Here is an 18,051-nt window from a genome sequence, read left to right as displayed (position 1 = left end):
GCACATCAAGACTTGGCGGATTCTTCATACGGGGTTTAGGCGGCCGTTAGGGTTGTATGGGCGGGTGTTTTCGGTGGTGCGGGGGTTGGTGTTTTTGGCTGCGGGTGGGACTTTTGAATAAGCCTCTAAGTTTTCATTTAGCAGCTCAAGCAAATCAGGTTCCCCAATCACCGCAATTCGTTGCCCCGCCTCAATCAAAGAAATAGCCTTAAGCTCCTTACGGTTCTCACCCAGCAAAGGCGGCATGCTTTCCTCAGCTCCGGCGCCAATCACCAAGACAGTGGTTTTCTTCGTCACCGACTTTGCAATAAAGCCACCAGCAGCCTCAATAGCACCCCAACACTCCTCACGAGTCATAGCGTCAAGCCCACCCGTCAAGGTAAAAGTCTCCCCCGCTATTCCCTCCGGCGCAGGAGCCACCGGAACAACAGACGGAACATTATTTCGTCGAACCTTACGAGGCACCGGAACACGGTCAGCACGAATCATGCCTGAACTAGTTGGCCCGCCCCAAGCGTCCTCAACCGAAGACGCCCCCACAAGATCAACCAAACGTAAAGCAACCAAAGCTGCCATCAAGGAATCCTCGCCAGCCTCATGATGATGAAGCTGCTCCAGCCCAAAGAACTCAGCCAGAACATCAAGACGGTGTTGGTCCAGTCCTTCAATCACACCAGTCTTACTCAACCTACGAGACAAGCTCAATGTGCAATAAAAATCAGGAGCTAACTCATCAATACCAGCAACCTTATTGGCATGATTCCACACTGACCGATCAAAGCCCGAATTATGAGCAATCACAGGCAGATCATCGATAATTTCTTGCATTCTCTGGCGAGTTTCAACCCATCCCACACCATCAGCCTCAACCATTGCAGGAGTAATACCGTGGATACTCACGTTTAAGGGATGAAAATCAGCAACAGACTCATGAGGCTTCACTAACCACGACACAGTCTCTACAACTTGGCCGCCCCTCACCACCGTCAAACCAACTGCACAAGCCGAAGCCCGGCTCGCATTTGCAGTCTCAAAATCAACGGCAACAAAATCTACAGAAGCGTTAGGCACAGTACAGTAGTCTTTCTTTGGTAAAGCGAATAAGTGGTTTCAAGCCACAGTCAAAGTGGCTAAAGAATTGATTCTAGTTGCAAACTCAGAACCAGTAACAGCAAAGTTCTGACCTGGAGTTTCATCCATAGACTTCATCCAGTCCAAGGTTGTGATTTCTGTAGAGATATCGGTGTAGGAGCTAGTCTTAACTTCTTGACTGTTCCATAACAGGTTACGCGCAACAATTTCATTCCCATCATTGGTTACCAACACGACAACAGGAACGTTTAGCCGTTCGATCCGGTGAAAAGTTAGAACTGCGGACTCTTCAGCAGCAGCAGGAACCACCGTTAGCTCCGCTTGTTCAGGAGAGCTTTCCATGACCGCCTCAACAAATGCCTTACCTTCGACGGTTGTTCTGGCGGCCCGGCTAAATGACGCCGCCAGTTGAGCTCTCTTCATAATTATTTTCTCGGATGCCATTCTCGCCACCTTTCAAACGCTTCACCAATAACGTAGCTACAAGCTTCATCATACGCTTCGTGGCTATCCTCAGCACTATTTAATACTCGAATGCCCCGAGCAGGTAGCTTCTTTTTGGGCCTCAGATAATCACCAACATGGTAGTGGAAGTTCTCGTGAGCTGAGCATGCTCGAATCACATCAACCACATCTTTTGAAGGTGAATGGTAGGCCATTAATCCAACACTGAATTGCACAACTAAAGGATTATTCCTGGAAAACGAAGAACAAGTAATATGCCTGTCGATTGCTTCCAGTTGCCGTTCCTCGTCCAGGTGAAACCTGATCGCTGGCAAGGTCTCTACACACTCGTCACACCGGCTGTGGAACTTCGTTCCTGAAGCAAGATTCTGATGGCCTGCCATCATGCACCACCTCTCGAATACATCTTCGATTATCATAGCAATATTAGACAGGCTTATTCTTCCGCTAGTGACAGCTAACGCAATAAGTTTTTCAAGGAACCTCTAAGTTCACAGGCTCAGGCAACCATTCAGGTTCCACTTCATCCAGCCCAGCAGCAAGGGCAGTTGCGGACTCAAACCAGCTTCTTACCCCTACCAGCAAAGTCTTTGGCTGGTTGGTAGCAAAAGCAGCTCGGGCAGTGTCGATCAGTTCACGGGCGCAAAGCTCACGGTCCTCAGTATCGAGCGCTAACATCCAGGGGGGAAACAGTGGCCATACGTTCAGCTAGTGAACCACCCTTAAGTGTTGTTGCAGCAATAATCTGAGCTGCAATTGCAAACATGTCGCGACGATCGTCTGCCTCGTGCTCAGTCATTAGCACCAGGTTTTCACCATCACGACGGGTCACAAGAACAGGCTGAGACTCAACCGCTTCAATAACTGGTTTGAGGTTGCGGCTTAGCTCTGAGGAATTGAAGGTTCGAGCGTAGGTAAGAGTAGACATACAAATAGCTGATTCAGAAATAGTTCTGAAAACAAGAGGTTCATAGGCGTTGTACTTATGTCCGGCAGTACTGGCGCCAGGCATACCAAAATCATCTGTGAAATCGGGCAATACCCAGCAACCAAACCTCACCGTGGACTGCCCGGTGATATCGAAGATATCTACTGAACATCGAACCGCTGATATCCCTTCGATTTTCTGTTCTTATCTGGCTTAATAGGTATATGGGATTAAGGGACAACAAAACTGCTGAACAACTTTTCGACGGTATTACCCTCATGCACCGCAACCTAAAAGATGGTGCAGAAACAAACCCCGCTGAGGACTCCCCCGCCCGCCTGGGATATTCGGAAGTTCCCCCGTGGCTGTGGAACGGAATCTCTGACGCCATGACCTTCCTGTCTGACCTCATGGGTGTTGGCTCCGAGCCTTACAGTAATTGGCTGAAGAACCACCAGCACCCCGCCCCCATTGAGGAATGCAGCCTGGCTGACCTCACCCTCTATTTCTACATGGCAGGACGCGGCGAGCGGTTCAGTGAAGGCACCATCGCTGGCTTCGTAAAAACAGGCAAACTGCTCGCCATGACTGAGCGTTTCTTCGAGCTAGTCCCCGCCCTGCCAGACAAGGACCTTCGGCAGAAATAGCGCCGTCAGTTACACCGGCAAGACAACTACCGAAATTGCACACACTCCGTAACTTTTAACAAATCGGGTTCAACTTAACGCACCACGCGCAGGGCCGGGCGTCCGCTCTCACCATGCTTTTCGGCCTTGCCCTCCCCCTGCACCAGGCGCAGACGAGAACTAAACGTCAAAGTCAGCACGTCATCAACGGGCACCGCCAGATCAGCAGCAATACGCTCAGCCGTCACAGCACCGCCCTTATCAGCAGTGAACACCTGTGGGAAAAGCCTGGACTGCTCAAACGCTCCCATACCCTCGGGCTCACCGTCCCTATACCCCCGGCGTGTTAGCTCAATACACACCTTGCGGTAAATCCAATCAGTCATCCGCCCACTCTTATGCAAAGAGGTTGCCAAGGCAAAGGCAGATACCTGAAAAATGTACTTAGCTTCTACAAGATCGTCCACTGAAGCATTCTGAGGAAGATACTCGGCCAACAGCGACTCAGGCATTAACAGGGCAGACGCGAACTCATCCGCCTCGCGCTCCTGCACAGCCGAAGAATCATCAACAGGAGCAAACCGGTGCAGCACAAGATGCCCCAGCTCATGAGCAATATCAAACCTAGCCCGCTCGGGCGTCTTCTGCCGAGCAATAAAAATAAAGGGCTTACCCTCATACCAGAGCGAGAAAGCATCAACCTGCATGGCAGCTTCTGGAAGCACCATCACACTAATACCCCGCGACTCGCACAATTGCACCAAATTCGGCAGGGGCTTAGTACCTAGCCCCCACTCCTCACGAAGTAATTGAGCAGCTACCCTTGGAGCTATCCCCTCAAATGAGGGCACAACAATTGAAGGTAGGGTGAACTTATCTTCCACCCACTGCATGACCTCAATACCGGTAACGCCTGCTGCAACTGCAGAATCACGGGCACTGCGAGTAGCCGCACGGCCAGCCCTAAAATTAACACCGTCAACTTCAACCGCAACCTGCGGCTGGCGTGAAAAATACTCAACCGGGTATCCAAGAACTTGAGCTAACTGACTGACTGCAGAATCAGGGGCGCCCTCTTTTTCATACTTCTGGGTAGTACGGTCTGTCACCCCTAACTCCTGTGCCAAAGACACACGGGTATGCCCCCGCCGTTTACGGGCGAGGGCAACACGCTCAGGGTAACTGCCATGCAATCTGGAACTCAACGTCTCCGCCACCAATATCAGGAATTTCGCTACGGTCAATATCTAACTTAGTCCGAGCTTGACCCTCACGCCACGTTAGACCCCACAATGGAATCATGAAGGATCAAGATACCCTCTACACGGTAGGGGAAGTAGCGCAGGCGCTCGGTGTCACGGTGCGCACCCTGCACCATTGGGAATCCCTCGGGCTCGTTGCCCCTGCTGAGCGTACCTGGTCGAATTATCGGCTGTACACTCCCGATGATATTGCGACTCTGCAACGGATCCTTATCTACCGGGCAACCGGCATGAAACTCACCGACATTAAAGAAGCCCTGGTCAGTAACTCAACCAGCCTGGAGCACCTCCGCAGGCAACGCCAGGCCCTCGTGGACCAACAACAGTAGCTCTCCGCTATGGTCGCTGCTATCGATACCCTCATGGAGAACGAAATGACGAACAAGAAACTCACCCTCACCGAAATCGGCGAAGTTCTCGGCGATGCCAACTTTGCCAGCTACCAGGCAGAAGCTGAGGAACGCTACACCGGCACAGATGACTGGACCATCAGCCAGCAGCGCACCGCTACCTGGAACCAGGAGGACTGGGCCGGTTACAAGAATCGCGCCGCTGAGCTGGACGGAAAACTAGCGGATGCCGTGCGCCGCAACCTGCCGACGGACGGCACCGAGGCGGGCGAACTCGTCCACGCCCACCGTCAGCTGCTGAGCGAGTTCTTCCCCGTCACCCCCGCCAAGCATTATCTCATCTCACGCGGTTACGTTACGGATGAGCGGTTCACCAGCTACTACGAGTCCCAGCAGCCGGGCCTAGCCCAGTGGCTGGCCGATGCTATCGAGGCAGAGGCTGAACATGCCGGGGTGGACCTGGCTAACCCCACCTGGGACTAGCAACCGCCTCTTCCCTAACCGAGCGTGCGTCATATCGCTGAGCGTGCACCGACCGTGCGCACGCTCAGCGATATGACGCACGTTCGTTGTACCGCCGGTAAATTGAGCCTTTAAAATGCCCTTTACAGACCCGCCCCTGACCGGCTCCGAAAAAGAGCTGGTGCTTGGCTATATCCGTTTTCAACAGGGGATATTCTTGCGTAAGCTCCGGGGCGCGGACGGCAGATGGCTGGACGAGAGCGTCCTTGCAACTCCCCTGCACCCCAGCAGCATGACCCTAGCCGGTATGGCCGGGCACCTCTGTTTCGTTGAGGACTGCTGGCGGTAAAAATTCTTGCTCAGCCATAGCCCTCACCCTGTACGTAATGTACATTTAGTACATGACAACAACTACCGGAACAGCAGAATTTCGCCAGAACCTCGGCCACTACTTTGACGAAGTGCAGCGAGAGCCCATTGCTATCGAAAGCAGAGGCCGCCGCAGAGCCGTCCTTGTCTCCCCCGTCTTTTTCGATCAAGCGCTCGAAGCACTTGAAGACAAACTTGATGCTGCTAAAGCCCGTCAAGCCCGCCAAGAAGAAGACGAAATCCCCTTTGACCAGCTCATGGATGAGCTCGGCATTAAGCTCTCATGACAGCTAACTATTCAGTTACCTTCAAACCTTCTGCAGCAAAAGAACTGCGCAAAATCAATAAAAACGATCAGACCCGCATTGCCAAGAAAATCCAAGAGCTTGCCTCAAACCCATACCCGCCAGGGATCAAGAAAATAGTTGGGGGAGATGGTGAACTCAGACTTAGAGTTGGTAACTACAGGGTAATCTACGCTGTCGAAGAAGGCCGGCTCATTATCTTGGTTCTAACAATTGGCCACCGACGAGAAGTCTATAAAAAATAGAAAACAGGCTCACCCAGCTCGCTATATCAACCAATTACTATTTGGGCTGGGTTGAAGGAATAAGACACCTTTATGGAAAACCATATGGCCCATAAGAAACCCACCCTCACCGAAATTGGCGAAGTTCTCGGCGACGCCAATTTTGCCGATTACCAGGCCGAAGCTGAGGAACGCTACGCCGGTACGGACGACTGGGCTATCAGTCAGCAGCGCACCGCTACCTGGAGCCAGGCCGACTGGGCAGGTTACAAGAATCGCGCCGCTGAGCTGGACGGAAAACTAGCGGATGCCGTGCGCCGTGGCCTGCCGACGGATGGCACCGAGGCGGGCGAACTCGTCCACGCCCACCGTCAGCTGCTGAGCGAGTTCTTCCCCGTCACCCCCGCCAAGCACTACCTGATCTCACGCGGTTATATTACCGATGAGCGGTTCACCCGCTACTACGACTCACAGCAGCTGGGCCTGGCTCAGTGGTTGGCTGACGCCATCGAGGCGGAGGCTCAGCGGGCCGGGGTGGACCTGACTAACCCCACCTGGGACTAAAAAACATCTCGCCCCTAACCGAGCGTGCGTCATATCGTTGAGCGTGCACTAGCCATGCGCACACTCAGCGATATGACGCACGCTCGCTTGATTTCGCCGCAATGTGCAGAAAACCGGCAACTAAAAGTTTTCATTATTCATTTACCAGACATCTTCTCGCCATCTTGCCGCCATTTGCACCCTGTTCACAATAGCCTGTCATGCTACTGGGTAAACCACACACCCCACCCACTAGCTGAAAGGCATACTCATGCTTACCGTCTTCGACCTCAACACCCGCACCATGCTTTACGGACCGGATTTCTGGGAGCTCACGGCAGGTTACACGGAGTTCCACGGGGTCAGCTTCGTCTCGTCCTTCGCTACGATTGACCACCTCAGCCAGAGGTTCGAGCAGGTCAAGCTGATTCTGGGCCTAGAAGAAGCCAAAACCGGCAGCCTGCTGCGGCAAATCTTCGACCCAACCCGGCGCGTCCGCGAACTAGAAACCGCCAGCGAGCCCCTGCTCGATGCCCTCGAAAGCGGCCGAGTCCACCTCAAATACAACGCCGATAAGCTCTTTCATTCCAAGTACTTCATCCTCACATCGGCCGACGAGTTTGCGATCCTCACCGGGTCCATGAACCTCACCCGGGCAGCCATGACCCAAAACCACGAGCACAACACCCTCTACCGGGGCCGCTTCAACAACCCCGCTGACACCGCCTACCTGCGCGAATACACCGAGCTCTTCACCCAAAACTTCGAGGTAGAAGCCACCGACTATCTCGACCGCAACACCGTGCAGGAATTCCGGCAGGCCAGCACCACCGAGCAGCGCACCAGCATCATCGATACCCGCATCATCAAGGACGCCAAACGCCTACCCACCGAACACCGCGAAACCATCGGCCAGCTCCTGCGCGAGGAAAAATCTGATACAGCCACCCCCGAGAGCGTGACCACAACCTACCAGCTGGGTGACCCCGTCGTCCTGCACACTCTCAAAGCCACTTACACCCCCACCGGTAAACCGCGCACCCCCGCCACCGCGACCAAGGCCCTGCAGACCGTGCACCTCAAACAAAGGCAGGTCGCCCCGGCGGACGCCAGCCCCATCACGGGTGCGCAACCCCGCTGGGTTGCCACCGACGACGGTACCCTGCTCATCAACCACGAAGGAAAGGAACTTTCACCGCTCACTGACGCAGAAGTCACCGCCCGTGACGCCTCAACCTTCGTCGATATCGTGCTCTCCTACCGGGACAACAAGATGCGCGATGAATCCCACCAGGCCCTGAGTGCTTTCCTCTTTGCCATGACGGCTCCGGTGCTCTGGCGCATCCGCCACCTGGTTATGGAAACCGGCGAAAATCCCGACAAAATCCCCGTTCTCCTGGCTATCTTGGGGTCTGGGTCATCGGGTAAAACCACTATGGTTGACGACTACCTCAAGCCCTTCATCGGTGACTACTCTCCCCTACTGGCTGAAGAACTGCTCAAAACCACCTACGGCTCTAAAACCGGGTCCATCAACTATATGAACAGCTATATGGAATCGGGCGAAGTCTCACCCCTCATCATCGACGAGGTGGGCACCCAGTTTCTCAACGGGGCAACGGTGCAAGGCAAAATCAAGCACTGGGCCAACCTGCGCTCCAACGGGTTTGAGGGCCCGCAGGGAACCATCATTCTGACCTCAAACGCCGACGGGGCTGTGCTGCAAGAAGCCATCAAAAAACGCGTCTGGTACATCTCTATTACCAGCGACTACAAGCCCACTGACCAGCAGGTCTATAACTTCACTTCCCTGGCGGGGTCGGTCAACAACAACCTCTACCGCCACGTGGTCTACACCCTCAGCCAGCGGCTCGACCACCTGACCGCCCACGAGATTCAGCGTTTTTCACGCAACTGGGTCTGGCTCACCGCTGAGATTCTGCAAGAAACCCTGGCCCGTTTTGGGCTAGAAACGGCCTTTCCCGCCAAAATGTTCACCCCCTACAGCTACCGCGACGAAATCGCCCGCGGTATCATCACCGACACCATCCACCAGGCCCACGCCAAGGACGCCCTAGCCTTTAACGCGCACAGTCCCGAGGTGGCGTCCGTCCTGCGCTCTGCCTGGGAGGCAACCGGCACCTTCAACAAGACCCAGAAAGAAGAGATGATTGAATTTCGCTCTATTCTGCCCGCCGACTGCGTTTTAGAGGCGACCCCTAAGGCCATCACGCTGAACATCGAGCGCACCGACGCCTATCTGGGCGAGCCCCTGCTAGCCGGCTATCGCGAGCGCAGCCCGCTCAATGTGGTCACCAAAAACGAGCATGCCCTTGCCCTGCTCGAAGCGCAGCGGGAGCGGGCTGAGCGGGAGAAGGCTGAGCTGAGGTTGGAGTTAGAGGCTGAGCGGGTTGCTTTGCTGACCCGGCAGGTTCAGGACGCCGAAGCCCGCTCACGCGGGTGGGGGCGGCTGTGGCGGCGGTAGGCTCCGCTGCGCCCTCACCGAGCGTGCGTCATATCGCTGAGCGTGCACCTATCGGGCGCACGCTCGGCGATTTGGTGCACGCTCGCTCGCCTAAGCCAGCAGCGCGTTGAACACCTCAGAGGTCGAGGGGTGGGTGTAGATGCCCTCACCGACCGCAGCGGCCGGGATCTTCTGGGTCATGGCCAGGGCTACCGTGTTAATCAGCTCCTGGGAGTCAATGCACCAGAGGGTGGCACCCAGGATCTGGTTGGTTTCCTGGTCGAGAACGAACTGGGCAATACCCTCTGGCTGACCCATGATCTTGGGGCGGGGCACAATCGCCAGGTCAGCGATTTTTGACTCGCGCACCTCAACCTTGTAGTCACGCCCAGCAGCCTCAGCGGTGAGCCCTACAGTTGAGAGCGGCGGGTCAATAAAGGTGGTCGTGGGCAGCAGACGACCGGTGCGGGTACGGGAACCATCGCCCCAGCGGTCTGAGAGCACAATGCGGTGGTCATCATAGGACGCATAGGTGAACTGGGGTGCGCCGGTTACGTCCCCGACCGCGTAGATACCCTCAACGCTGGTGCGGCAGTGTTCATCGACCTCGATTCCCTTCTCGGTGTACTTGACCCCGGCAGCCTCAAGGTTCAGCCCCGCAACTGCCGGGCGGCGTCCTGTCGCTACCAGTATCACCTCATCGTCGAGCTGGTCTGTGGCCTGGTCTACCGAGACGCGCTCATCAACAAGAGTTACGCCCTGGGCTTCTAGGTGCTCGCGCACAGCCTGGGCAATGTGCCGGTCGAGGGCGGGCAGGAAGTCCCCCTCGCCCTTGTAAATGGTCACCCGGCTACCGAAGCCCGAGAACATGGTAGCGAACTCTAGGCCAATCGGCCCGCCGCCAATAATGGCCAGTGACGCCGGGGTGTGCTCTAGCTGCTGGATACTGGTGGAGTCGTGCACGCGTCCGCCCACCTCCACGCCCGAGCTGGCCCCGGTGTTAATAATGATGGTCGAGGCGCTCACCTGCACCTGCTCCCCCACCTGAACAGTAGAAGAATCAAGGAACCGGGCAGCGCCGTCTAGAAGCAGCACGCCTTTGCCTTCCACCATCTTCTGGTTAGCGGCGTTCAGGCGGTCGATGAAAGTATTGCGAGCGTCGCGGGCCCGGGTGAATTCCCGGTGGGAGTGGGCCTGTTCCAGTAAGAACTTGGTCGGCACGCAACCAATGTTGATGCAGGTACCGCCATACATGGCCGGGTTTTGCTCCACCAGCGCTACCCTGTCGCCGGCAGCAGCCCGCTTCATCGCAATGGTCTTTCCGGCCTTGCCAAAACCAATCACCAGTACATCGACGGTGAGTTGTTCCATCATGACTCCTCTGTGTTTCTTAGGGGTTTACCCTGCCTACTTTACTCCCGGCAGGTCTCCGCCCCGGGCACCTGCCTAGCAATTTCGCAGAGAAAAAACTCCCCGCTAGCAGATAGAGTTCGTCTGCTCGCGGGGAGTTTTCGGGGCTAGGGTAAGTTCTAGCTCTGGGTTAGCGCACCTCACCGATCATGTCGAAGGTGGTTGCTGCCCCCTTGGTGTTGGAGTTGACCATCACCGCAATGGAGTTCTTGCCCTGCTTGAGGTCAGAAGCGGGAATCTCGATGACCAGCGGGGTGGTGCGGGCGGCGCCGAAGTCCACAGCGCGGGTGGCGGTGTAGGTGGGCAGGGCACCCCAGATGAGGTTCTGGCGGGTGTATTCCTTGCCGTTGACCCAGATCATCATGCCGTCATCCACGTAGGTGGTGAGCACCAGCTTCTGGCCCGCTGCCAGGTTGAGGTTGAGCTCCTTGCGCAGCATCATCGACACCGGCTGAGCTCTGGATGAGAACTGGTACATAGTCGCCACACGCGGCTCACCCCAACCTACAGACGAGTAGGTGGTGTACCACTTGGCGGTGTCGTACTTATAGTCGGTGGCGCGCCAGGTGGAGTCCAGCCCCTGCCAGGCGTTCAGGCCAAAGGCAATCTTCCACTCATCACCAGATGCCAGAACAGGCTCAGAGTTTTCAGCCGGAACCGCAAAAGGTTCAATGGGAGCAGGGTTGTTGATGACGGTACCGTTGGCAGGTGCCTCAGCAAGGCGCTCGGGCTCAGCGGGAGCGGGCTCTTCCACAACCGGGGGCTCTACCGGGGCAGGGGCCTCAGTGGTTGCTTCGGCGGTCGGGGTAGGCTCGGCAGGCACCTCAGCGGTAGGCTCAGCGGTGGGCTGAACAGTAGGTTCGGCGGTGGGCTCCACCGGAGCTACAGGCTGCTCGGTCTTCTGTGCCACAGCAACGGGGGTTGAGGCTGAGAAGTTACCTGCGGCGTCCGCGGAGCGCACGAAGTAGCGGGCGTCATCGGTGTGGGCTACCGAGTAGGTGGTGTCGGTGGTGGTTGCGATAACGCGGTTATCGCGCAGCACCTGGTAGGTTACGTTGCGACCGGCTGAGGGCCAGGTCAGGACGTCGGTGGCACCATCGGTGCTCACAGCCAGTGAGCGCGGGGCGGCAGGGGCAGTAACGTCGCGAGGTGCGTAGCGGGCAAAGCCCACGGTCTGCTGCATACCGTTAGCACCCTGGGAACGGTTGATGTCGCCACCCAGCCAGAGGGTGCCGGTGGAGTCAACGAACTGTTCCCAAACACCGTCACCGCGAGGGCCGCGCAGGTTGGGGGCGAACTCGCCGATCACGCGACCGGTTTCAGCGTCAAAGGCTGCTGAGAGGCGGATGGACTGCAGGTTGAAGAAGCCCTTGTTGGTCCAGGGCTGCATCCAGGTGCCAGAGCCTTCATAGATGTAGTTGCCGCAGTGGCAGGCACCGTAGATGACCTTGTTGTTCTGGTCTTCGTAGAGGTCCTGGAAGTCGCCGCCTTCGATGGTGATTGCCGAGTAGAGGCGGCTCATGGTGTTCTTGGCGTACTGGTGGATGATGTGTTCTGAACCGGCAGCCCAGACGGTGGAACCGGCGTCCTCAACGTCGTTCTGGTAGCCCTGGCGCTGGATGGTGGGGAAGGAGGGTTCCCAGGTCCAGGCCTTGGCAATGTTGCCGTCGGTGGTGTTGAGCTGGGCTAGCTTCCAGGTCTTGGTGCCGTTGACCTCTGAGAAGTAGCCTGCTGCTGCCACGGTTGCTCCGTCGTCTGAGGCTGAGAGGCCGTTGACGGTGCCGTTGAGGTAGGGGCGCCAGCTGGCGTCCGGCCCGTTCTGGCTGAAGCTAAAGCGACCGGCGTTGCGGGAGTAGCCGGTAGCGCCGGTTTCGGTATTGACCACGTGGGAGAAGGCGCCACCCACGTAGAGGTAGTCGCCCTGCACATCCAGGGTGCGGGCACTGGTGATGGAGCCTGCACCGCGGTTTTCGATGCCAAAGTTGTAGGTGCGGTCAATCGCACCGGTGACGGGGTCAAGGATGACCAGACCAGCAACCTTTTCGCCGTTAACCTCGGTGAACTCACCGCCTACAGCCAGAGTGCCGTTGGGCAGGGCTTCGAGGGCCTTGATCTGGCCGTTGAGGGTGGGCATGAAGGTGCGCACGAGTTCACCGGTGGTCACATCGTAGCCAGCGAGGAACTTCTGCTGTACCTTTTCGCCGGTGGCAGCGTTTTCTACCCAGGCGAAGTCGCCGCCGGTGAAGACGGTGTTGCCCACCTGAGTGATGGCCTGCACGTAGGTGTTGAGTTCGCCCAGGGTTCCGGTACCGGTGGTGTTGCTGGTGCGCCAGGTGACCTTGGCTGAGTAGGAGTTGGGCAGGGCACGGCGGGTAGAGCCGGACGCCCCCGCGTCAGCGTAGTCGGATAGGTTCAGGTCTGCCTGGGTCAGCTTGGGGCGCAGGAACACCTGGGAGAAGGGAATGGGGTTGGAGCCGGTCTTGGACCACAGGTGGGTGGTGGCATTATCGGCGCCGCGAGCGATAGGGCCGTAGGCAAAGCCCATGCGCCAGGCCTGCTTGCTGGTACCGAGGAAATTGACCTGGTACATGGAGAGTACCGGCTTCATCATCTGGCCGGTCAGCGATGAGAAGTTTCGGTTGGAGCTGGTGACGGTCGGTGAATCGCCGCGGAATTTGATGTCACGCCAGGTCTGGGTACCTGAGAGGGCCCAGGTCCAGTCGGTGGCGTTGGCGCGGGTGGCGGTGACGTTCTGCCATTTGGTGCCCTCGGCGTTGGCTGCACGGCGGATGCGGAAGCCCCCGGTCAGGTCTGAGACCTTCTGGTTGCCGATCAGGGCATCGATGGTGGTGGATGGCAACTGCACGGGGGTGAAGGCGTCGGTGCCGTCGGGGTTAGTGTAAAGCTCTGAGGCTTTGCCCTTGCCGTTGTAGTTTTCTTCCCAGCCATCGCGGCCTCGGCCGATCATGACCCAGCCGCCACCGTCAGTTTCCTGGTCGCAGTAGAACTGTTCGGGGGCTGCCATCTCCGGGGTCCAGAGCCAGTAGGTGCCGCTGGTTGCGGCGGGGTCGGTCTGCTTGGCTTCCCAGCAGCTGGCCGCAGCGGTTTCGCTGGTCTTGCCGTCGGGGGTGTAGGTGTCGGATGCGGTTGCTCCCGGCAGCACGGTTACTGCGGTGGCAAGAGCGAGGACGCCCACCCCGGCTTTGGTGGCCAAGTTGGGTTTTTTGAGTGAGAAGGGGGCTTTGAGCTGGGTGCGGGTAGCCGCCCAAAAATCGCGCGCTGTGGTGCGCTTCGACGGGCGCGCCGAAGTGTCTTTATGTTCCATGTGTTCCCTAGTGTGCGAGTTGTCCGCCGGTTAGTCGGCGAATCAATGTGCGTTATATATAGCTTAGGGTTTACCGCACCCATCCTGCCTATTGCGGCCTGTGGTCATTGCTGGGGCTAATCACCACCAACCGGCCCACAAATAAAAACCGGTCAGGGTATATGACCACGTGAAAGCCCCTGCAGCGCCCAAGATGAGTCTTCAGCGCAATAAAGACCAAACTGTGGAACCAGCCACACCGGCTCACCATGACCGGTTGCAGCAAGGACGCCGCCCCGCACTCCCCTGCCCGAGGGCAAGAAAGGTGCGGGGCGGCGTCCTCACATGTTAACCGCGTTGGTTAGATGTTGAAGCCTAGGGCGCGCATCTGGTCGCGGCCATCCTCGGTGATGCGCTCGGGGCCCCACGGGGGCATCCAAACCCAGTTCACGTGCCACTCGTCAATCATGGTTTCCAGGTTCTGCTGAACCTGTTCCTCGATGACATCCTGCAGGGGGCAGGCGGCGGTGGTCAGGGTCATGTCGAGCACGAGGGCGCCTTCGTCATTCCAGCGCATACCGTAGAGCAGACCCAGATCAACGATGTTGACGCCCAGTTCGGGGTCAATCACGTTCATGAGGGCTTCTTCGATGACCTCTTGGCTGGGGGCACCAGCGGGGGCTTCTGACATAGCAGTCACCTTTCAGTTCAGCCGCTACTACTTAGCAGCCAGGTAGCGCTCGTAGCCCTCTTCTTCAAGACGGTCAGCGAGCTCGGGGCCGCCCTGGTCTACCATCTTGCCGTCCACGAAGACGTGAACGAACTGGGGCTTGATGTAGCGCAGGATGCGGGTGTAGTGGGTAATCAGCATAACGCCCATGTCGTTTGCCTGGTGGGCGCGGTTGACGCCTTCTGAAACGACCTTGAGGGCGTCAACATCCAGGCCGGAGTCGGTCTCATCGAGAATACCGAACTTGGGCTTGAGCAGTTCCAGCTGCAGGATCTCGTGGCGCTTCTTCTCGCCGCCGGAGAAGCCTTCGTTGACGTTACGTGAGATGAAGGCGGGGTCGATGGAGAGGTTCTCCATGGCTGCCTTGACGTCCTTGGTCCAGGTGCGCAGGGCGGGTGCTTCACCGTCAACAGCGGTCTTGGCTGAGCGCAGGAAGTTGCTCATGGTGACGCCGGGGATTTCAACGGGGTACTGCATAGCCAGGAAGAGACCAGCGCGGGCACGCTCGTCGACGGACATCTCGGTGACGTCTTCACCGTCGAGCAGGATCTCACCGGAGTCAATCTGGTACTTGGGGTGGCCGGCGATGGTAGAAGCCAGGGTGGACTTACCGGAGCCGTTGGGGCCCATGATGGCGTGGATTTCACCGGAGTTGATGGTGAGGTTAACGCCCTTGAGGATGGGCTTGGTGTTTTCGTCGTCCAGAATAACGGAGACGTGGAGGTCCTTGATTTCAAGGGTTGCCATAGTTTGTTTCTCCTGTAAAAGGTAAAGCTTTAGTTGTTGGAAATCGCGAGTTCAGCTTCGAGGGCGTCGGTGAGCTGTTCTTCGAGCTCGGGGATGCGGATCTGCTGAATAATCTCGTTGAGGAAGCCGCGGACGACCAGGCGGCGGGCTTCAGCCTCGGGAATACCGCGGGCCTGCAGGTACCAGAGGTGCTGCTCGTCGAGCTGACCGGTGGTGGATGCGTGGCCGGCGCCTTCAATCAGGCCGGTTTCGATTTCCAGGTTGGGCACGGAGTCAGCGCGGGGGCCGTCTTCGAGAATCAGGTTGCGGTTGAGCTCGTAGGTGTCGGTGCCTTCTGCATCCTTACCGATGAGCACATCGCCCACCCATACCGAGTGTGCGCCCTTGCCCTGCAGGGCACCCTTGTAGGTGACGCGGGACTTGCAGTTGGGCTCGGTGTGGGCCACGAAGAGACGGTTCTCAATGTGCTGGCCGGCATCGACGAAGTAGAGGCCGTACATCTCGGTTTCAGCGCCGGGGGCGGTGAACTTGGTGGAGGGGGTGACGCGCACCAGGTCGCCACCGAGGGAGATGTTGACGTGCTTGAACTTGGCGTCACGACCCAGAGCAGCGTACTGGGCTGAGGCGTGAATCGCGTCGTCCTCCCACTGCTGAACGGTGATGACGGTCAGTGAGGACGAGTCGCCCACCTTGAATTCAACGTTCTGGGAAAGCACGGCTGAGCCGGTGTGGCGCAGCACGACAACGGCCTTGGAGAAGGGCTTGGTCTCGATGAAGAGGTGCTGGGCCGCGGCGTCCTTGTGGGTGCCGTTGATAGCAACCTCAATCTGGCCTTCCAGTTCAGCTTCGGCGGGAACGGTAATGGCGGTTGCCTCGGAGAAGGTGCTCCAGGCGTTGGCCGCTACGCGGTCCTCGGGAATACCGGCTGAGCCGATGCGGGCGTCGTCACGGGTGATAGTCTCGACCTGGACGCCGACGGGGGCGTTGACCTCTACGGCGGGGGCAGCACCGGTGAGTTCATCGGTGTGCAGGCCGCCCAGACGCTTGAGCGGGGTGAAACGCCAGTCTTCTTCGCGGCCGGTGAGGGCTGCGAAGTCTTCAACCTTGTAGGAGGTCTTGCGCTCGGCGCGGGAGCCGTCAATCTCGACCTTGTCGGTGTTGTGCTTTGAGACGCGGATGGTGTCGTCGGTGGCCAGCTCGGTTGCGAGCTTCTCACCTTCCTGGTCCATACCGGGAATCGCGGGGTTGTTGTGACCCTGGTTTTCTGCGTTAGCCATAATTTAGCCTACGGATCCTTCCATCTGGAGTTCGATCAGGCGGTTGAGTTCAAGCGCGTATTCCATGGGCAGCTCGCGGGCGATGGGCTCCACGAAGCCGCGCACAATCATGGCCATGGCTTCGTCTTCGGGCAGGCCGCGCTGCTGCAGGTAGAAGAGCTGTTCTTCTGAGACGCGGGAGACGGTTGCCTCGTGGCCCATGGTGACGTCGTCCTCGCGGATATCTACGTAGGGGTAGGTATCTGAGCGGGAGATGGTGTCAACCAGCAGGGCGTCACAGACTACCGAGCTCTTAGCGTGGGAGGCACCTTCGCGCACCTGCACCAGGCCGCGGTAGGCGGCACGGCCACCGTTACGAGCCACAGACTTGGACACGATGGTGGATGAGGTGTTGGGGGCGATGTGAACCATCTTGGAACCGGTGTCCTGGTGCTGACCCTCGCCGGCGAAAGCGATGGAGAGGGTTTCACCCTTGGCGTGCTCGCCGACCATGTAGACAGCGGGGTACTTCTGGGTGACCTTGGAGCCGATGTTGCCGTCGATCCATTCCATGGTGGCGCCCTCGTGGGCGATGGCGCGCTTGGTCACCAGGTTGTAGACGTTGTTGGACCAGTTCTGGATGGTGGTGTAGCGAACGCGAGCGTTCTTCTTCACGATGATCTCAACGACTGCGGAGTGCAGGGAGTCGGTCTTGTAGATGGGGGCGGTGCAGCCTTCGATGTAGTGAACGTAGGAGCCCTCGTCAGCGATGATGAGGGTACGCTCGAACTGGCCCATGTTCTCGGTGTTAATGCGGAAGTAGGCCTGCAGGGGGATCTCTACGTGAACTCCCGGGGGAACGTAGACGAAGGAGCCACCTGACCATACGGCGGTGTTCAGGGCTGCGAACTTGTTATCGCCTGCGGGGATCACGGAGCCGAAGTATTCTTCGAAGAATTCGGGGTGCTCCTTGAGGGCGGTGTCAGTATCTAGGAAGATAACGCCCTGGGCTTCGAGGTCTTCGCGGATCTGGTGGTAGACAACCTCAGACTCGTACTGGGCGGCAACGCCGGCGACCAGGCGGTTACGTTCTGCTTCGGGGATGCCGAGCTTCTCGTAGGTGTTGCGGATGTCTTCGGGCAGTTCTTCCCAGGTTTCTGCCTGCCGCTCGGTGGAGCGGACGAAGTACTTGATGTTATCGAAGTCGATGTCCGAGAGGTCTGCACCCCAGGTGGGCATGGGCTTGCGGTCGAAGAACTTGAGGGCCTTCAGGCGAAGGTCCAGCATCCATTCGGGTTCGTTCTTCTTGGCTGAAATGTCGCGCACGACATCTTCGTCAAGACCACGCTTTGCAGCCTGGCCTGCTTCATCGGAGTCAGCCCAGCCGTACTCGTAGGTACCGATACCTTCGAGTTCGGGGTTTGCCTCCAGAATTTCTGAAATGACGGTGTTGTTGGCGGTGCGCTCAACCTGTTCAGTCATTACGGCCTTTCTTGGTGGGTTGGTTTTCACCG

Annotated in this window: 19 protein-coding genes; 8 read left to right on the top strand and 11 right to left on the bottom strand. The window is 57.8% G+C overall.

Annotated features, from left to right (window positions below; genetic code table 11):
• Positions 1 to 24: 24 nt before the first annotated feature.
• From L6963_RS10715 to L6963_RS10700, 4 genes are all read right to left on the bottom strand, one after another.
• A complete protein-coding gene (locus tag L6963_RS10715) occupies positions 25 to 1,071 on the bottom strand; it encodes an exonuclease domain-containing protein (RefSeq protein ID WP_237206833.1) in 1,047 nt (348 codons plus the stop codon).
• Positions 1,072 to 1,110: 39 nt separating this feature from the next.
• A complete protein-coding gene (locus tag L6963_RS10710) occupies positions 1,111 to 1,536 on the bottom strand; it encodes a hypothetical protein (protein WP_237185629.1) in 426 nt (141 codons plus the stop codon).
• Complete coding sequence (locus tag L6963_RS10705) at positions 1,518 to 1,943, bottom strand: hypothetical protein (RefSeq protein WP_237185628.1); 426 nt, start codon at positions 1,941 to 1,943, stop codon at positions 1,518 to 1,520. The genes L6963_RS10710 and L6963_RS10705 overlap by 19 nt, the downstream gene beginning before the upstream one ends.
• Positions 1,944 to 2,215: 272 nt before the next feature.
• Positions 2,216 to 2,596: a type II toxin-antitoxin system Phd/YefM family antitoxin gene (locus L6963_RS10700; RefSeq protein WP_237206834.1), complete on the bottom strand. Its 381-nt coding sequence runs from the start codon at positions 2,594 to 2,596 to the stop codon at positions 2,216 to 2,218.
• Between the two features lie 113 nt (positions 2,597 to 2,709).
• Between L6963_RS10700 and L6963_RS10695 the strand changes: the two genes are divergently transcribed.
• Positions 2,710 to 3,132: a hypothetical protein gene (locus tag L6963_RS10695; protein ID WP_237206835.1), complete on the top strand. Its 423-nt coding sequence runs from the start codon at positions 2,710 to 2,712 to the stop codon at positions 3,130 to 3,132.
• A gap of 74 nt (positions 3,133 to 3,206) precedes the next feature.
• Here L6963_RS10695 and L6963_RS10690 read toward each other — a convergent pair whose 3' ends face one another.
• Complete coding sequence (locus L6963_RS10690; protein ID WP_237209112.1) at positions 3,207 to 4,244, bottom strand: ImmA/IrrE family metallo-endopeptidase; 1,038 nt, start codon at positions 4,242 to 4,244, stop codon at positions 3,207 to 3,209.
• A 167-nt stretch (positions 4,245 to 4,411) separates the two neighbouring features.
• Here L6963_RS10690 and L6963_RS10685 point away from each other — a divergent pair, with 167 nt between their 5' ends.
• The 7 genes from L6963_RS10685 (at position 4,412) to L6963_RS10655 (ending at position 9,111) form a co-directional block, all read left to right on the top strand.
• Positions 4,412 to 4,702, top strand: a complete 291-nt coding sequence (locus L6963_RS10685) for a MerR family transcriptional regulator (protein WP_237206837.1) — start codon at positions 4,412 to 4,414, stop codon at positions 4,700 to 4,702.
• A gap of 9 nt (positions 4,703 to 4,711) precedes the next feature.
• On the top strand, positions 4,712 to 5,206 hold the full coding sequence (locus tag L6963_RS10680; RefSeq protein WP_237206838.1) for a TipAS antibiotic-recognition domain-containing protein: 495 nt from the start codon (positions 4,712 to 4,714) through the stop codon (positions 5,204 to 5,206).
• 115 nt (positions 5,207 to 5,321) lie between these two features.
• Positions 5,322 to 5,534 (top strand): DinB family protein, encoded by a 213-nt coding sequence (locus tag L6963_RS10675; RefSeq protein WP_237206839.1) that lies wholly within the window; start codon positions 5,322 to 5,324, stop codon positions 5,532 to 5,534.
• Positions 5,535 to 5,586: 52 nt separating this feature from the next.
• Positions 5,587 to 5,841: a type II toxin-antitoxin system Phd/YefM family antitoxin gene (locus L6963_RS10670; protein ID WP_237185623.1), complete on the top strand. Its 255-nt coding sequence runs from the start codon at positions 5,587 to 5,589 to the stop codon at positions 5,839 to 5,841.
• Complete coding sequence (locus L6963_RS10665) at positions 5,838 to 6,104, top strand: type II toxin-antitoxin system RelE family toxin (RefSeq protein ID WP_237185622.1); 267 nt, start codon at positions 5,838 to 5,840, stop codon at positions 6,102 to 6,104. The genes L6963_RS10670 and L6963_RS10665 overlap by 4 nt, the downstream gene beginning before the upstream one ends.
• An 84-nt stretch (positions 6,105 to 6,188) precedes the next feature.
• Entirely contained in the window at positions 6,189 to 6,647 is a 459-nt protein-coding gene (locus L6963_RS10660; protein ID WP_237206840.1) for a TipAS antibiotic-recognition domain-containing protein, read from the top strand.
• 250 nt (positions 6,648 to 6,897) lie between these two features.
• Positions 6,898 to 9,111, top strand: coding sequence for a phospholipase D family protein (locus L6963_RS10655; RefSeq protein WP_237206841.1), 2,214 nt, complete (start codon positions 6,898 to 6,900; stop codon positions 9,109 to 9,111).
• A 90-nt stretch (positions 9,112 to 9,201) separates the two neighbouring features.
• On the opposite strand, the gene L6963_RS11820 is transcribed toward L6963_RS10655, so the two are convergent.
• The 6 genes from L6963_RS11820 to sufB form a co-directional block, all read right to left on the bottom strand.
• Positions 9,202 to 10,464, bottom strand: coding sequence for an FAD-dependent oxidoreductase (locus L6963_RS11820; RefSeq protein ID WP_272878935.1), 1,263 nt, complete (start codon positions 10,462 to 10,464; stop codon positions 9,202 to 9,204).
• Positions 10,465 to 10,630: 166 nt separating this feature from the next.
• Positions 10,631 to 13,825 carry a fibrinogen-like YCDxxxxGGGW domain-containing protein gene (locus tag L6963_RS10640; RefSeq protein ID WP_237206897.1) on the bottom strand — a complete coding sequence of 1,065 codons (3,195 nt, stop codon included), beginning with the start codon at positions 13,823 to 13,825 and terminating at the stop codon, positions 10,631 to 10,633.
• A gap of 340 nt (positions 13,826 to 14,165) precedes the next feature.
• Positions 14,166 to 14,495, bottom strand: coding sequence for a metal-sulfur cluster assembly factor (locus L6963_RS10635; protein ID WP_185172966.1), 330 nt, complete (start codon positions 14,493 to 14,495; stop codon positions 14,166 to 14,168).
• Positions 14,496 to 14,522: 27 nt separating this feature from the next.
• Positions 14,523 to 15,281 carry a Fe-S cluster assembly ATPase SufC gene (sufC, locus tag L6963_RS10630; RefSeq protein ID WP_185172967.1) on the bottom strand — a complete coding sequence of 253 codons (759 nt, stop codon included), beginning with the start codon at positions 15,279 to 15,281 and terminating at the stop codon, positions 14,523 to 14,525.
• Between the two features lie 29 nt (positions 15,282 to 15,310).
• Positions 15,311 to 16,558 carry a Fe-S cluster assembly protein SufD gene (gene sufD, locus L6963_RS10625; protein WP_237206842.1) on the bottom strand — a complete coding sequence of 416 codons (1,248 nt, stop codon included), beginning with the start codon at positions 16,556 to 16,558 and terminating at the stop codon, positions 15,311 to 15,313.
• 3 nt (positions 16,559 to 16,561) lie between these two features.
• Positions 16,562 to 18,019: a Fe-S cluster assembly protein SufB gene (gene sufB, locus L6963_RS10620; RefSeq protein ID WP_237206843.1), complete on the bottom strand. Its 1,458-nt coding sequence runs from the start codon at positions 18,017 to 18,019 to the stop codon at positions 16,562 to 16,564.
• Between the last annotated feature and the right edge of the window lie 32 nt (positions 18,020 to 18,051).

Origin of the sequence: Rothia nasimurium (genome assembly GCF_928392795.1) — a bacterium.
GTDB classification, from domain to species: Bacteria; Actinomycetota; Actinomycetes; order Actinomycetales; family Micrococcaceae; genus Rothia; species Rothia nasimurium_F.
The sequence above is the reverse complement of the archived record's forward strand: the minus strand, read 5'-3'. Positions and strand labels throughout refer to the sequence as shown.

Coding starts and splice junctions, on each gene's coding strand:
- L6963_RS10710 (WP_237185629.1), bottom strand. CDS start 1,536: ATGGCATCCGAGAAAATAATTATGAAGAGAGCTCAACTGGCGGCGTCA.
- L6963_RS10705 (WP_237185628.1), bottom strand. CDS start 1,943: ATGATGGCAGGCCATCAGAATCTTGCTTCAGGAACGAAGTTCCACAGC.
- L6963_RS10695 (WP_237206835.1), top strand. CDS start 2,710: ATGGGATTAAGGGACAACAAAACTGCTGAACAACTTTTCGACGGTATT.
- L6963_RS10685 (WP_237206837.1), top strand. CDS start 4,412: ATGAAGGATCAAGATACCCTCTACACGGTAGGGGAAGTAGCGCAGGCG.
- L6963_RS10680 (WP_237206838.1), top strand. CDS start 4,712: ATGGTCGCTGCTATCGATACCCTCATGGAGAACGAAATGACGAACAAG.
- L6963_RS10675 (WP_237206839.1), top strand. CDS start 5,322: ATGCCCTTTACAGACCCGCCCCTGACCGGCTCCGAAAAAGAGCTGGTG.
- L6963_RS10670 (WP_237185623.1), top strand. CDS start 5,587: ATGACAACAACTACCGGAACAGCAGAATTTCGCCAGAACCTCGGCCAC.
- L6963_RS10665 (WP_237185622.1), top strand. CDS start 5,838: ATGACAGCTAACTATTCAGTTACCTTCAAACCTTCTGCAGCAAAAGAA.
- L6963_RS10660 (WP_237206840.1), top strand. CDS start 6,189: ATGGCCCATAAGAAACCCACCCTCACCGAAATTGGCGAAGTTCTCGGC.
- L6963_RS10655 (WP_237206841.1), top strand. CDS start 6,898: ATGCTTACCGTCTTCGACCTCAACACCCGCACCATGCTTTACGGACCG.
- L6963_RS11820 (WP_272878935.1), bottom strand. CDS start 10,464: ATGATGGAACAACTCACCGTCGATGTACTGGTGATTGGTTTTGGCAAG.
- L6963_RS10640 (WP_237206897.1), bottom strand. CDS start 13,825: ATGGAACATAAAGACACTTCGGCGCGCCCGTCGAAGCGCACCACAGCG.
- L6963_RS10635 (WP_185172966.1), bottom strand. CDS start 14,495: ATGTCAGAAGCCCCCGCTGGTGCCCCCAGCCAAGAGGTCATCGAAGAA.
- sufC (WP_185172967.1), bottom strand. CDS start 15,281: ATGGCAACCCTTGAAATCAAGGACCTCCACGTCTCCGTTATTCTGGAC.
- sufD (WP_237206842.1), bottom strand. CDS start 16,558: ATGGCTAACGCAGAAAACCAGGGTCACAACAACCCCGCGATTCCCGGT.
- sufB (WP_237206843.1), bottom strand. CDS start 18,019: ATGACTGAACAGGTTGAGCGCACCGCCAACAACACCGTCATTTCAGAA.